The organism is Providencia sp. PROV048, from assembly GCF_033688165.1.
Taxonomy (GTDB): Bacteria; Pseudomonadota; Gammaproteobacteria; order Enterobacterales; family Enterobacteriaceae; genus Providencia; species Providencia hangzhouensis.
Genome location: NZ_CP096360.1, coordinates 1 through 14996, shown reverse-complemented (window position 1 = coordinate 14996; position 14996 = coordinate 1). Strand labels below are relative to the sequence as shown.

Annotated in this window: 11 protein-coding genes; 3 read left to right on the top strand and 8 right to left on the bottom strand. The window is 40.4% G+C overall.

Annotation, left to right across the window (positions count from 1 at the left end):
* Nucleotides 1-82 precede the first annotated feature (82 nt).
* Complete coding sequence (gene nagK / locus M1F26_RS00055; RefSeq protein ID WP_140172702.1) at nucleotides 83-994, bottom strand: N-acetylglucosamine kinase; 912 nt, start codon at nucleotides 992-994, stop codon at nucleotides 83-85.
* Nucleotides 995-1245: 251 nt separating this feature from the next.
* Between nagK and M1F26_RS00050 the strand changes: the two genes are divergently transcribed.
* The 3 genes from M1F26_RS00050 (at nucleotide 1246) to asd (ending at nucleotide 3091) form a co-directional block, all read left to right on the top strand.
* Nucleotides 1246-1506 carry a type B 50S ribosomal protein L31 gene (locus M1F26_RS00050; RefSeq protein WP_004906261.1) on the top strand — a complete coding sequence of 87 codons (261 nt, stop codon included), beginning with the start codon at nucleotides 1246-1248 and terminating at the stop codon, nucleotides 1504-1506.
* Nucleotides 1507-1508: 2 nt separating this feature from the next.
* A complete protein-coding gene (gene ykgO / locus M1F26_RS00045) occupies nucleotides 1509-1649 on the top strand; it encodes a type B 50S ribosomal protein L36 (RefSeq protein WP_004906260.1) in 141 nt (46 codons plus the stop codon).
* A 335-nt stretch (nucleotides 1650-1984) separates the two neighbouring features.
* Nucleotides 1985-3091 (top strand): aspartate-semialdehyde dehydrogenase, encoded by a 1107-nt coding sequence (gene asd, locus M1F26_RS00040; RefSeq protein ID WP_140172681.1) that lies wholly within the window; start codon nucleotides 1985-1987, stop codon nucleotides 3089-3091.
* Nucleotides 3092-3161: 70 nt separating this feature from the next.
* On the opposite strand, the gene M1F26_RS00035 is transcribed toward asd, so the two are convergent.
* The 7 genes from M1F26_RS00035 to dnaA form a co-directional block, all read right to left on the bottom strand.
* A complete protein-coding gene (locus M1F26_RS00035; protein WP_140172680.1) occupies nucleotides 3162-3509 on the bottom strand; it encodes a DUF1622 domain-containing protein in 348 nt (115 codons plus the stop codon).
* A gap of 69 nt (nucleotides 3510-3578) precedes the next feature.
* Complete coding sequence (locus M1F26_RS00030) at nucleotides 3579-5162, bottom strand: phosphoethanolamine transferase (protein WP_140172679.1); 1584 nt, start codon at nucleotides 5160-5162, stop codon at nucleotides 3579-3581.
* A 210-nt stretch (nucleotides 5163-5372) separates the two neighbouring features.
* Nucleotides 5373-8270, bottom strand: a complete 2898-nt coding sequence (locus tag M1F26_RS00025) for an autotransporter domain-containing protein (RefSeq protein ID WP_140172678.1) — start codon at nucleotides 8268-8270, stop codon at nucleotides 5373-5375.
* A gap of 298 nt (nucleotides 8271-8568) precedes the next feature.
* Nucleotides 8569-10983, bottom strand: a complete 2415-nt coding sequence (gene gyrB / locus M1F26_RS00020; RefSeq protein WP_140172677.1) for a DNA topoisomerase (ATP-hydrolyzing) subunit B — start codon at nucleotides 10981-10983, stop codon at nucleotides 8569-8571.
* Between the two features lie 18 nt (nucleotides 10984-11001).
* A complete protein-coding gene (gene recF / locus M1F26_RS00015; protein ID WP_004906245.1) occupies nucleotides 11002-12096 on the bottom strand; it encodes a DNA replication/repair protein RecF in 1095 nt (364 codons plus the stop codon).
* 9 nt (nucleotides 12097-12105) lie between these two features.
* The gene (gene dnaN / locus M1F26_RS00010; protein WP_004906243.1) at nucleotides 12106-13206 is read right to left on the bottom strand and encodes a DNA polymerase III subunit beta; all 1101 of its coding nucleotides are present in this window, start codon (nucleotides 13204-13206) and stop codon (nucleotides 12106-12108) included.
* 5 nt (nucleotides 13207-13211) lie between these two features.
* Nucleotides 13212-14603, bottom strand: coding sequence for a chromosomal replication initiator protein DnaA (gene dnaA, locus M1F26_RS00005; RefSeq protein ID WP_004906241.1), 1392 nt, complete (start codon nucleotides 14601-14603; stop codon nucleotides 13212-13214).
* Between the last annotated feature and the right edge of the window lie 393 nt (nucleotides 14604-14996).

Below are 14996 nucleotides of genomic sequence, written 5' to 3'. Positions count from 1 at the left end.
AAAATGGGGAGAATAGAGTTGATTAAGGTGATAAATTTGCGCTTCACTGTTTAAAGCATCTATGAAGCGCAAAAAAGTAAGATTAGTCTATCAAGTTCAGGAATGCCGCACCTCGTGCACCTCCAGAGTCACCATAACGTGCTTTTTCAATTGCAGGTAGTGTTGCGATGCCATAAAGGTATTGTGGAAGCACTTCTGGTAGTTGTTTATAGATCTCTTCAAACTGTGACAAACCTCCGCCAATAACCACTAAATCGGGGTCAAAAACAGTGACAATTTGCCCCATAAACATCGCAAGTAATGACATATAGCGGTTAACATGTTCTTTTGCTTGAATATCACCTTGTTTATATTGTTCGATAATTTCGATAGCGGAACGCTTTTCATTGGTGAATGAGGAATAAATACGCTCAAAGCCTGGGCCTGATAGGTAGGTTTCAAAACAAGCAATTTGGCCACAGCCGCAAGTTATTTCAGGAACTTTTTCCCCTAATAGCTTGGCTCCACGAACGCTGAGGTTCATGTGGCCTATTTCTCCAGCGATTCCATTTTTACCAGATAAAACTTTGCCATTTATAATAAACCCACCGCCCACACCTGTCCCTAAAATTAAACCAAGGACGGTAGGGTAGCGTTTGAAGTCAGGGTCCCAAGCTTCTGATAATGCAAAGCAATTTGCATCATTTTCTACTTTTACTGGGCGTTGTAATATATTTGCAAGGTCATGAATTAAAGGTTTGTATTGTGCAGTAGGGACATTGGTTGTAAATACGGTTCCTTCAGCATGGTTTACGATACCGGGAACGCCAACACCTACTTTTCCTTGGCAGTTAAATTTTTCATCTGCTTCTTGTGTGAGCTCGAGAAATGTATTTAAGAGCGTTTGGTAGTCATCTTTGGGTGTAGGAACACGCTTTTGCCAGACCTGATTTAATTCGTTGTCAAAGACGGCAAGTTCAATTTTTGTCCCGCCCATGTCAAAGCCGTAATACATTTTCATCTTCCCCTAATGGTTTATTTATTAAAAAGATAACGTATCTATTTGATAAATAATAAATGATGGAATCTACTGATCTAATTATACAAAAGTTCATCAGAGGATAAATTACTGTTTTGGTTTTTATTTTGTATATGGCACCTTTTCTTAACTTTTAGCCTTTTTGAACCTTTTTGAATAAAAAATAATTGCACCACTATTTTAAATGCGTTATTGTTATATTATAACATTACATTTAGGTGGTTATTATGAAACAGGGGATCCATCCACAATATCGTACCGTGGTTTTCCATGACACAAGTGCAGATGCCTATTTTAAAGTAGGGTCAACAATAAAAACCGAAAAAACAATCGAGTATGAGGGTGAAATATTTCCGTATGTCACGCTTGATGTCTCTTCTCAGTCGCATCCGTTTTATACCGGTAAACAAAAAATGATTTCACAGGAAGGTAAAACGGCACAGTTTCAAAAGCGTTTTGGTCGTTTTTTACAGTCAGAGGGTAAATAAAGATGAAAGTACTGAGTTCATTAAAAACGGCAAAAACCCGTCATCCAGATTGCCAAATTGTTCGCCGCCGTGGCCGGGTGTATGTGATATGCAAAACAAACCCGCGTTTTAAAGCAGTGCAAGGCTGTAAGAAAAAACGTTAATTATTGAATTTAAACATAATTATAAAATTTCCTGTATCGCTTTATATTGTATTTGCTTAGCCATTGCAGATTATTGCTCTCTGCCGTGGCTTTTTTTATTTGTTTTTTTGTCCACTGATTCCCTCGATCATTAGCATGATTACTAATCTTCTTATTATTAGTGATGAAATTCACTTGCACATAGATGCATATTTTGTCAGGTTTAATACATGCGAAAAATTTCTAGCTTCAATTTTTGTGAATACTGAATGAATGATAACAATGACGGTATTTACTTTGTGGGGTCGAAACTAGAAATTTTTTGGTGAAAATTTAAACGAACAGGGTGAGTGAAAATGAAAAATGTAGGGTTTGTTGGCTGGCGAGGAATGGTCGGCTCAGTATTGATGCAGAGAATGGTAGAAGAACGTGATTTTGATGCGATCCGTCCTGTTTTCTTTACCACGTCACAACAGGGTGCGGAAGCGCCGGTTTATGGTGGCCATCGTAGCGTTTTACAGGATGCTTTTGATATCGATGCACTAAAAGCATTGGATATTATTATTAGCTGCCAAGGCGGCGACTACACGAATGAAGTTTATCCTAAACTGCGTGAGTCTGGCTGGAATGGTTACTGGATTGATGCTGCGTCTTCATTACGTATGAAAGATGATGCGATTATTATTCTGGATCCCGTGAATAACCAACATATCCAAGATGGCTTAAATAAAGGCATTAAGACCTTTGTCGGTGGGAATTGTACGGTAAGTTTAATGTTGATGTCTTTAGGTGGGTTGTTCACTAATAATTTAGTGGAATGGGCATCTGTGGCAACGTATCAAGCGGCATCAGGGGCTGGGGCACGCAATATGCGCGAGCTTCTGGCACAAATGGGGTCTTTGCACACGCAAGTGGCTAAAGAACTCCAAAACCCGGCCTCCGCTATTTTAGATATCGAGAAAAAAGTCACAGATTTCACTCGCAGTGGCACAATGCCAACGGATGCATTCGGCGTACCATTAGCGGGTAGCCTGATCCCATGGATTGATAAAGCATTAGAAAACGGTCAAAGTCGTGAAGAATGGAAAGGTCAAGCGGAAACGAACAAAATTCTTGCAACAGGCAATAACATTATTCCAGTTGATGGTTTATGTGTACGTATTGGTGCGCTGCGCTGTCATAGCCAAGCTTTCACATTGAAGCTGAAAAAAGATGTTCCGTTGAATGAAGTTGAGCAATTGCTTGCCTCACATAATGATTGGGTGAAAGTGGTTCCTAATGACCGCGAAATTACTATGCGTGAGTTAACTCCAGCGGCAGTTACTGGTACGCTTAGCACTCCTGTTGGTCGCTTGCGTAAACTGAATATGGGCCCTGAATACTTATCTGCCTTTACGGTTGGTGACCAATTATTGTGGGGAGCCGCCGAGCCTCTTCGCCGTATGCTAAGAATTTTATTATAAGCGCGGCACAGCGATAAGTCGTATTCGATAAACCTGCATAATTCAATATGCAGGTTTTTTTGTACCTAAATTACTGACGATCAGGTTCATTCTGCGGTGGCTGGTGTTCTAACTCTTTTGCCAAGAAGTAGTTCAAGAATGTTCGGATCACGGCAATAATACCTAATTTGATGAGGCTATCTAAATCAGGGTCGACAGTCGTTGCTAAAATATCCGCAGCGAGTTGGAACTCCAATGCAGTCGCTAACCAATCACCAAAACAATAGCGAGCGGTACGTGCTTTTTGGGTTTTCATCCACACGATTAGGGTCTTGATTAACCCAATCACCACGCAGATGACTGAAATTGCTTCTAAAAGTAACTGGAGTACGTGAACACTAGACACCAGTAATTCACGTAAAAAAACTAAATCGAACATTAAAACCTCGATAGGTAAGCAGAATTCATATTTGTTAACTATGGGCAAATATTCGCAAAATATCGAGTTTTATTGTGGATCTATCGTCTCAGAAGGTAATTGGCTAATGGATAAAATATTTCGATTGCCATCGATTACCTGAATATTTTTATTGGGTTGATAACATTCACGTAAAGGTGATAAGCAAGCTTGCTGTGAACCTTGTTGTATATTAAGCCAATCACTGATTAGCCAATAATTATTCGCAGTAGAATAGGGAGACTGTAAATTTTCTGGGCTGATACTTGGTTTACTGGCGCTTTGACTGTACCAAATCAGCAAGGGGATTTCATAGGCTTCTTTTCTTGGGTTGTTAACGCCATGGTGGTAGTGAATATTGTTATCGCTGTCTAGGCGTTGTAATGCGTGGTCTGAATAGTACATCAACGTCGCAGGTTTCCCTTCGAGTTGTTGCATTAGGCTTTCGATAAATTTATCGGTATAAGCAATTGAACTGTCGTAGCAATCGTCATCGTCTTGGCCGCTAAATTTTTTTAGCTCATCTTCAGGAAAACGGTTACAGGCAGGTTCATGGCTGCCATAAGTATGTAACACAATGAGTTTTTTCTTATCAGTAGGGTCATTGATCGCGTTATTGAAGTCAGCTTGCAGCTCTTCATCGTAGCCGACAAATTCGTTCCACGTTTTCTTTTGTGACATAGAAGCAATAGCAGAAATGATACTGGTACGTTTATTGGTTTTTCCCTGGTTGCTGATCCAATAGGTTTTAAAGCCCGCATGATTGGCTAATGAAATGATATTGTCCGAATAGTGTGATTTATCCTGCATTTGCTCAAAGCGAATATTAGACAGTGAAATAGGGACTGACAAGATAGTCACAGGTGCAGGGGAATAAGCTTGTTGAAACGCCAATATTTGTGATTTGCGCTTATTTAAGTTAGGCGTTGTATTATACTGATAGCCGTAAAAACCCATATGATCACGGCGCAATGACTCACCAATGACAAGAACATAGATTTCAGTTTCAGATGCTTTTTTCTGGTAGTTAAATGCGACCTTTTGTGATGATATTTTTTTTATGCCTCTGTTTTCATATAAATTTTTGACTAAAGCCGCCGCATTGTAGAAAGGGGTATTTAAGAAGTATTTTTCTGTGATCAATAACGCGCTATCAGGCTTGCTTAGTAATGAGGCGTAATAGGTTGGAATAGCTAATAGATAGCCACAAAGTAGAGCCATACTTGTCGTTGTTATACGACGATTCATGTATTTTGCACATTGATGAATACATGCTAAATAAGCAGAAAAAACAAATAAATAAAAAATAACATAACCAATGTTATAGGAAAGCATTCCTACGGTTTCACTGCTATTGGTATTGATAAAAGTTTCTGCAATCGAAGAAGAAAAGCGGATATCGTGTTTTTGATAAAAGAAGAATGAAACAGATAAATTGAGAGCCCACAGGAGTGAAACAAACACAGTGAAAATTTTGCCAAGCAAAAAGCGATAAATACCGGCACATAACAGTATTATCAGCGCCCCTGAAATGACGATGGCAATGTCAGCCATAATGCTGGCATCTCCACTGAAAAATACAGGGGTGATAGATATCAATAATGCATAAATTGAAATAATAAGTTGGCGTATCATAGTGTTATTTTACGTATTTTTGACCTTACCTGAGGTTATAGAGACAATTAAAAAATAGTTAATTAACATCTAATTAACTTAGGGCGTTGTTTGTTTATAACATAAAAAAAGATAAGATAATCAAAATAGTGGCGTAAAAAACTGTAAAATCTCGTGATGTTTAGTCATGACCTGCCCCCCACAAGTTGCGAGGGGAGGTAAAGTATTGAGTTAGAAAGTTACCGCAATTTTGGCATCAATATTGTTATCGTGATAATTTTTTGATAAAAATTTATTATAATTAATTGATAGCTTAGTATTTTCTTTTATATTGATATCGGTACCGACTTTTAATGCGACACCATGGCGTGATGCAGGAACACTATGCGTTGTAAATGAGCTCGGGGTATCGGTAAAATTCAATTTTAGTCCTCTATTTAAATTCCCGTATTGATATTGCCAGTTAAGCTCACCGTGTAAACCGATATTGGATGTTTTACTCAATTTCCATTGGTTATCAAGGCGTAGCCCAAGGGTTGATAACACCGTATTGATGCGCTGTTTACGTGCCTGTAGTGATGTGCTGTTGATGTTCTCATTAATAGCATGATTCATTGCGCTGATATAAGTGAGATTGGTAAATGGCTCAATATTTATCCCTTTTGAGTTAATTGGATAGGCCAGCTCCATAAATGCTTGATGTGTATTGGTATAATAGCTCGATGAGTGACTTGTACCATCACTGATTGAGCGTTCGGTATGAATGAGATGTGAAGTGTGACCGAGCCCTGCACGAACTGCGATAGGTTGCCATAAAGCGCTACCATAAATGGCGACATGGTAGTTATTACTGTTAGCGTGGTCAAAGTGGTTAGATAAGTCACTTTGGCTAAAACCTGCGGCGATACCTAATGTCATTTTTTCGTTAATAAAACGTCGATTTGCCCCAAGCAATAAACCATAATTTGATGATTTATACCCAGTGGCATTGTTATCGTCGGTCGTTTTATCCCAATCATAGAGCATTTTGACCCACACATTGCTTTTGTTTTCGCTACCCCATGATTCAGATAAGCGAGCTTGCTCAAGTAGTGTTTCTTTAATCTGACGGCTATTATTTATTTGATTGGATAATACGTCAGCGTATATTTGGCCTGTGACATTGCTAAATATCGTTTGAGCTTGTTGTTTTGTTTGGCTTTTCAACGTTTGTTCATAAAGCGCATGGTGCGTAGGAAGTGTTTCAATGGCTTCAGCCACTGCGATTTGGTTTTGTGTTGCAGCCGTGCTGGAAAATGCCGTGTTATTACGCCCTATTTTAAGTGTGACTTCTTTGGGGGAGTAATTTAGCGTCGTTCCAATAAACTGGTAATTAGGTACAACGGCATCAAATTGGCCATCAATCCCTTTTTGAGCAGTTAATATCGTATATTGTGTATCAAATAGTTGGTTGATATCTTGCTTAGAAAGCGGGCTATTTTGATTTTCAAGAGTGACACTGACGGTCCCGCCCTTTAATGAAGCTGAGCCTTGGCTGATGATCTTATCGTTTTTACCTGCTGGATTGATTTCAACCAAATAATGGCTATCTGGTGCAAAACTCACGGAATCAACAATATTAATTGTGCCAACTGAATGGCCTGGTGCAACAACAGCGCCTTGGTTGGCGGTTAATTGATGAATGCTTCCATTGCCCGTTAGTAAACCGTGGTGGTTAATATTGACGGAAGCTCCGATTTTGCCGTTATCTAGGACCAGCGCGCCTTTATTGATATCTAATGAAGAGTTTAAGGTTTTTTTCAGGGTGACGGTTCCGCCATTAATATAGGATTTTTGCGAGTATTTATTTTCACCCGTTAAGACTAAATGGCCTTGGTTTACTGTAAAGCCTCCGAAGGTATTGTTACCAGATAATACTAATGTTCCTTGGCCCTGTTTCGTTAACTTTCCTGTGCCTTGTATATTGTTTGTCCATTCATCTAACTTTCCAAAATTAGCAATATCAAAGTCATTAGTGTTTTGGTTGACGATAAAGTTTTCATATAAATAAGCGGGGCCATGATAAGCCGTAGGTAGGTTAATTAATCCCCAATAAGAGTTCGGATCATTTTCTTTGATATTCCAACCCGCAATTGACTGGCTTGGATATGCCGTGCTGGCTAAAATATTATTCCATTGTGCATTATTCAAGTAAGGGAAACGTAATCGAAGTAAATAACCCGCCGTTTTAGGGATATTTTTAGGGGCGATCATTGGTGTATCTTGTATTTCTTTTTTTCCATAATAACCAATGTGGTCATTGGTAATAGGGGAAGAAACGGTTAGGCAATTTTGTATGTTATTTGAACATGATGATGAAATGTCATTACGAATATTTTTTGCCGATTCAACAATGAATTTGGTGTTTTTTTCATCGGATAGTAGCTGTGATAATAAATAATAATTACCTACACGGGAAGCGATGGTATCGGTGGCGAAGTGTGCGCCAACAATCACGCGGCTTTCACCGTATTCAATCGCTCGGTTGAACGTTTCACTGCCTTTTTCAGGGAAAATCATCGCTAATACGGCAGCTTGTTTAAAACCATTCCACGTATGGCCACTAGGGTAAGATGAGCCCTGTATTTGTGAGTAGCCCGCAATATAATGGCCTTCATCATTCAACACTTGATAAGGGCGACCGCGTTTAAAATGGTCTTTAAGAATAAAATCGACTGACCGAGTACGCTGCTTTTTTTCATCATAAGCACGAGTACTTGTGTCATGTAATAAATTGATTTCTTTGTATTGGCTATGGTTTCTTAGGTTAATATCATGTTCGCCAAACAGGATGGTTTGATAACTATTAAATAAATAACCTGAGTTTTGGGATTTATCCGCGAGTGCTAAATTTTTCCTTTCACCTGTAATATTGATGTATTCGTTACTAATCAGCCTATCTTGCTCAGCAACTTCGCTACCTTCTTTAGGTGTATCATTAATAATATTGTGCTTTATATCTTCAAGCCATGCATTTCTTGTATCGATAATATTTTTCTCTAATTCTAAAAGATTCGTTTTTGCTGTTAGAGTATTGGTGAATATGAATGGCAATAAGGTCATTGATGCTGAAATAAAAATTTTTCTCATTATAACTCCGCCGATGCTATTGGTAAAAATTTCATTTGGCGGAGTTTATTTATAATATATTTATCTTTTATGACAGTTTTAAAAATAAAAAACCGTTATTAATTAAAGTGATAAGTTTTATTTTTAATTGTTTTGTTTTTTACGAAGAGGCTTTTTATTGATTGGTTTTGTTTTTTTATTATTTTATTATTGGTTGGATTAAATGGTAAAAATAAAATAATAGCTATAAAAAAAATCATAAAAAATAACCCCAAACTTTCGTATGGGGTTATTGAATAACGTTTAATTAGCAGAATAGTTAAATATCAATATTTGCTGCTTTTAATGCATTCTCTTCGATAAATGCACGGCGCGGCTCAACAGCATCACCCATTAATGTGGTGAATAGTAAGTCGGTTGCAATTGCATCTTTCACCGTTACACGCATCATACGGCGCGTCTCAGGGTTCATGGTGGTTTCCCAAAGTTGCTCAGGGTTCATTTCACCAAGACCTTTATAACGCTGTACGTATAGGCCGCGACGTGACTCACGTGTTAACCAAGCCAAAGCTTCTTCGAAGTTACTGATATCTTGACGGCGTTCACCACGCTTGATGTAAGCACCTTCTTCAATTAAGCCACTGATTAAGTCACCTAAATGAGTGATACGGCGGTATTCACTGCCATGAACAAAATCAAAATCGAGATTATAGTCGGTATCAACACCATGGGTGCGAATACGGATAGTTGGTTCGAATAATTGACGTTCACGGTTTTCGTTAATGGTATAACTATATGTGCTACCGAATTGCTCGTTATCTTCTAAGCGCTTAACCAGAGTTTTAGCCCATTCTTCCACTTTTTCGCTGACTTTTAAATCATCTTCAGTCAAGGTTGACTGATAAACCAAGTTGTTAAGTAGGGCTTGAGGGTAAAGGCGCTCAAGACGACGAATAATACGGTGTGCGGCATTATATTCGACAACCAGTTTTTCCAGTTCTTCGCCTTTCATTGCTGGAGCTTCGGCACTTAAATGAAGTTCAGCACCATCAAGTGCGATAGAAATCAGGTAATCGTCCATCGCATCGTCATCTTTAATGTATTGCTCTTGTTTACCACGTTTCACTTTATACAGTGGTGGTTGAGCGATAAAGATATGACCACGTTCAACAATTTCAGGCATTTGGCGGTAGAAGAAGGTCAACAGTAACGTACGAATGTGCGAACCATCGACGTCCGCATCCGTCATGATAATGATGCTGTGATAACGCAGTTTGTCTGGGTTATATTCATCGCGACCAATACCACAACCTAATGCCGTAATCAGGGTTGCAACCTCTTGTGAAGAAAGCATTTTATCGAAACGCGCTTTCTCTACGTTTAGAATTTTACCTTTCAGTGGCAAAATGGCTTGGTTCTTACGGTTACGGCCTTGTTTTGCAGAGCCGCCCGCGGAGTCCCCTTCCACAAGGTACAGTTCAGATAGCGCAGGGTCACGTTCTTGGCAGTCAGCCAGTTTACCTGGCAAGCCAGCTAAGTCTAACGCGCCTTTACGGCGAGTCATTTCGCGGGCTTTACGTGCTGCTTCACGTGCACGTGCTGCATCGATGATTTTACCCACAACGATTTTCGCGTCGTTTGGGTTTTCCAGTAAATACTCAACTAATTTCTCATTCATCATCGTTTCAACCGCAGTTTTCACTTCGGAAGAGACTAATTTTTCTTTGGTTTGTGATGAGAATTTAGGGTCTGGAACTTTCACTGAAATAACGGCAATCAGGCCTTCACGTGCATCGTCACCAGTTGCGTTGACTTTGCTTTTTTTCTGATAGCCTTCTTTTTCCATGTAGTTATTCAATGTACGCGTCATTGCTGCACGGAAACCAGCGAGGTGAGTTCCCCCATCACGCTGAGGAATGTTATTGGTGAAGCAGTATACGTTTTCTTGGAAACCATCATTCCACTGCATTGAAACTTCGACGCCAATACCGTCTTTTTCAGTTGAAAAATAAAAGACAGAAGGGTGGATAGGGGTTTTGTTACGGCTTAAATACTCAACAAAGGCTTTAATACCGCCTTCATAATGGAAATGGTCTTCTTTGCCATCGCGTTTATCGACGAGCTTAATAGAAACACCTGAGTTTAGGAACGATAACTCACGTAAGCGTTTTGCTAAGACGTCGTATTCAAATTCAGTCACACCTTTGAAGGTGTCCATACTTGGCCAAAAACGAACGCGTGTTCCTGTTTGGTCGGTTTCGCCGACTACAGTCAGAGGCCCTTGAGGCTCACCGTGTTTGTAGATTTGCTCATGAACTTTGCCATCACGGCGGATAACTAATTCTAATTTTTCAGATAAGGCGTTAACAACGGAAACCCCAACACCGTGCAAACCGCCGGAGACTTTATAGGAGTTGTCATCAAATTTTCCGCCAGCGTGCAGAACGGTCATGATAACCTCTGCGGCGGAGACGCCTTCTTCTTCGTGGATACCTGTAGGGATACCACGTCCATCATCCTGTACGGAGATAGAGTTATCGGCATGGATAGTGATCACGATATCATCACAAAAGCCTGCGAGGGCTTCGTCGATAGCGTTGTCGACAACCTCGAAAACCATGTGATGAAGACCTGTTCCATCGTCTGTATCACCGATATACATGCCCGGGCGCTTACGCACCGCATCCAGTCCTTTTAATACCTTGATACTTGAGGAGTCATATGTATTCGACATCAACGTTTCCTGCTCTTTCTATTCCTGAGGTTGAACTTCTATTTTGCCATGTTCTACACTAAACATCTTGCTATTTGCATCTATCATATCATTAACTTGCTCAGGTGTAATGGCACTGACAAACACTTGCGCTTGTGTAGCTTTGAGGCGGGCTGCCAGCAATTGGCGACGGCCTGCATCAAGTTCAGAAGCAAAATCATCCAGTAGATACAGGCATCGTTGCCCGCTCTGATGGGTGAAAAATTCACCCTGCGCTAACCTTAATGCACACATAAGTAGCTTCAATTGCCCCCGCGAAAGCATATCTTCAACAGGGGTTCCATTTGCTCGTATACGCAAATCCGCTTTATGTGGCCCTGAAGCGGTATAGGTTAGTGCTCTATCACGCTCAAATTGGCGCTCTAATTGTTCTGAATAATCAATTTCTTTATCCCAACCACGTTGGAAGGATACCGAGAGTGAAAATTCGGGTAAAAACTGTTGGCAAGTTTGCTCAATATTTTCGGCAATACCTGCAATATAGTTATGACGCCATTGGCTTATTTGCTCAGAAAGCGGTGCCAGTTGTTTATCCCAATGACGAATTTGCTCATAACGGGTAACTTGTCGTAAAGCGGCATTACGTTGCTTTAATAACCGTTTTAAATCTGACCATACTGAAAAAAACAGTGGGTCATTGTGAAAACAACCCCAATCAATAAAAGCCCGCCGATATTTAGGGCCACCATTTAGCAAGGTAAACCCTTCTGGGGTAATCAATTGCATTGGCAATAATTTTGCTAGTTCTGCAATTTTATGGCCATCAGTACCGTCTATTCGAACTTTACTGTCACCATCACGGTTTTTACTTAAACCTAATGAAAGGTCGTTTCGCTGTTCATCTAAATGGCTAAGTTTACCATGAAGAATGAATTGTTCTTGCTCATGACGAATAACTCTGTTCGCTTGAATGCTGCGAAATGCACGACCATGACCGAGTGTATATATGGCTTCCAATATGCTAGTTTTTCCGCTCCCATTGGGGCCAATTAAAAAATTGAACCCATTAGCAAGGGAGAGATCCGCGTTTTCAATATTTCGAAAATCACGGATCAATAAACGCGAAAGGATCATAAATACCGATTACAAGCGCATTGGCATGACAACATACACGGCTGCTTTACTATCAGCGTCTTCAATCTGCACACTGGAAACGGCGTCGGTTAACAGAAGTTGCACATTTTCACTTTTTAGCGCATTTAAGACATCTAAGATGTAGCTGACGTTAAAGCCAATTTCCATTTCAGTACCTTGGTAGCTTACATCAACAATTTCTTCAGCTTCTTCTTGCTCTGGGTTATTGGCAGTGATGCGTAATTGGTTTTCACTGAAATACAGACGGACACCACGGAATTTTTCATTCGATAAAATAGCCGCACGCGAAAATGCTTGTTTAAGTAAATCACAGCGTGCTTCTAAGGTTTTATCTGGGTTTTTCGGTAGTACTCTGCGGTAATCAGGAAAACGGCCATCAACCAATTTAGAGGTAAAGATAAAGTCCCCCACGTGAGCGCGAATATTATTACTGCCGATTTGCAGCTGTAGAGGAGTATCACCGCCATCTAACAAACGCATTAACTCAATTACCCCTTTACGAGGCACTATCACTGAATGAGAAGGTAGCGATTGACCAATATCCATCGCGCACACGGCGAGCCTGTGCCCATCGGTTGAAACGGTTCTGAGCATTTGATCTTCGGTTTCAAATAGCATGCCGTTGAGGTAATAGCGGACATCTTGGTGCGCCATTGAAAACTGAGTTGCTTCAATTAAACGTTTCAGTATTGATTGCGGAAGAGAAAATTCCACTTCGCTTTGCCAGTCATCCAAGTTTGGAAAGTCAGCGGCTGGCAACGTAGATAATGAAAAGCGGCTACGCCCAGAACGGACGAGCAGTCTGTCATCATTCAGCTCTACATGAATTTCAGAACCTTCAGGTAACCCACGCCAGATATCAAAAAACTTGCGTGCGGGCACGGTCGTTGCGCCAATTTCATGTTCCCCAGTTAGGGCAACATTGGCCATCATCTCCATTTCAAGGTCGGTTCCAGTGAGTTGGAGGGTGCCTTCTTTTACCTGTAATAAAAGGTTACCTAAAATAGGCAGAGTTGGACGCCCACCTAAAGGACCACTAACCTGTTGTAACGGTTTTAATAACTGCTCGCGTTCTATTGTAAATTTCATAGCAATTAAGATGATAATGTTCTGATTAAATTAGAAAAATCTTCTTTGATGTCATGGCTTTCTTCCCGTAATTGTTCAATTTTACGACAAGCATGTAACACCGTGGTATGGTCACGGCCGCCAAAGGCATCCCCGATTTCAGGTAAACTATGGTTAGTCAGCTCTTTCGCCAGTGCCATTGCCATTTGACGCGGACGTGCGACAGAACGGGAACGGCGTTTAGACAGTAAATCTGCTACCTTAATTTTATAATATTCAGCAACTGTTTTTTGAATATTATCAATAGTTACCAGTTTTTCTTGTAGTGCTAATAGGTCACGCAGTGCTTCTCTGACAAAATCGATAGTAATCGCGCGGCCAGTAAAGTTTGCGTTGGCAATGACACGATTTAACGCCCCTTCTAACTCACGAACGTTCGAACGAAGGCGCTTGGCGATGAAAAAGGCCACTTCACCCGGAAGTTGAATCTCATTTTCATCTGCTTTTTTCATTAAAATCGCCACGCGAGTCTCTAACTCAGGAGGCTCGATTGCCACGGTTAAACCCCAGCCAAAACGCGATTTTAAGCGATCTTCCACACCGTTAATTTCTTTGGGGTAACGGTCGGAGGTTAAAATAATTTGTTGATTACCTTCAAGTAGCGCATTAAAAGTATGGAAAAACTCTTCTTGCGAGCGCTCTTTGTTAGCAAAAAACTGGATATCGTCAATAAGCAATGCATCTACAGAACGGTAATAACGTTTAAATTCTTCAATTGCGTTGTTCTGTAGAGCTTTGACCATATCTTGAACAAAACGTTCTGAATGCATATAAACCACGCGAGCGTTGGCTTTATGCTGCATAATACTATTGCCGACAGCATGTAATAAGTGGGTTTTACCTAAACCAGTCCCACCATAAAGAAATAATGGGTTGTAGGCCCCACCTGGATTTTCTGCCACTTGCCTCGCTGCGGCGCGAGCCAATTGGTTCGATTTACCTTCAACAAAGTTATCAAAAGTGTGCTTAGGGTTTACATTTGAACGATAAGCAACTTCTGGTTGTACTTTGGCTGAGTTGTCCCAACTCGGTTTAATTGGGGCTGACGGAACGGCAAACGCAGGTACTTGTTGAGCGGTACGAGCTTGTGTTGCTGCCGGTGCGACTGTAATCGGTTTGTTGCCTACCTCAAAGTGTAGTGCAGGCGCGTCAGTTCCACAAAAGTCATTCAATAATTCATTGATATTATTGATGTACTTGTCTCTAACCCAGTCGAGAACGAAACGATTTGGGGCATAAAGTGCCAGTGTATTGTCGTTTAATTCAGCTTGAAGGGGGCGTATCCACATACTGAATTCTGTGGCAGGTAGTTCATCCTGCAATCGGGCAAGACATTGCTGCCAAAGCGAAAGTGACACGTTGGACTCCCCTAAACAAGGTCAATGGAACAAGAAGTACGGATGTAAACAAAGAAATTTCTCGGGCTTACTTTTAATCGCATGTAGTTTAATAGCATGTAGTAGCATGACCCAAAAATGTTTTAGATTAACTCTTACTTACTGCATATTGCCGATCGTTAGATCAGAAATAGACCTGCGATCATACCGCAAAATTAGTCAGAGATCTCCATTCTTTTACACAGTTTTTATGCTTTTTATCCACAGGTAAATGTGATAAGGCACCCGTTATAAAGAAGAAATAGACCGGGTTATCTTAATTTGCTGTCATTTTTCCACATGCTGGGGATAACTTTAGACGATTTACGGTAAATATTCTGTATGATCAAAAAATATTTTTAGATCTCTTGAAGA

Coding starts and splice junctions, on each gene's coding strand:
- ykgO (WP_004906260.1), top strand. CDS start 1,509: ATGAAAGTACTGAGTTCATTAAAAACGGCAAAAACCCGTCATCCAGAT.
- M1F26_RS00025 (WP_140172678.1), bottom strand. CDS start 8,270: ATGAGAAAAATTTTTATTTCAGCATCAATGACCTTATTGCCATTCATA.
- gyrB (WP_140172677.1), bottom strand. CDS start 10,983: ATGTCGAATACATATGACTCCTCAAGTATCAAGGTATTAAAAGGACTG.
- dnaN (WP_004906243.1), bottom strand. CDS start 13,206: ATGAAATTTACAATAGAACGCGAGCAGTTATTAAAACCGTTACAACAG.
- recF (WP_004906245.1), bottom strand. CDS start 12,096: ATGATCCTTTCGCGTTTATTGATCCGTGATTTTCGAAATATTGAAAAC.
- asd (WP_140172681.1), top strand. CDS start 1,985: ATGAAAAATGTAGGGTTTGTTGGCTGGCGAGGAATGGTCGGCTCAGTA.
- M1F26_RS00035 (WP_140172680.1), bottom strand. CDS start 3,509: ATGTTCGATTTAGTTTTTTTACGTGAATTACTGGTGTCTAGTGTTCAC.
- M1F26_RS00030 (WP_140172679.1), bottom strand. CDS start 5,162: ATGATACGCCAACTTATTATTTCAATTTATGCATTATTGATATCTATC.
- nagK (WP_140172702.1), bottom strand. CDS start 994: ATGTATTACGGCTTTGACATGGGCGGGACAAAAATTGAACTTGCCGTC.
- M1F26_RS00050 (WP_004906261.1), top strand. CDS start 1,246: ATGAAACAGGGGATCCATCCACAATATCGTACCGTGGTTTTCCATGAC.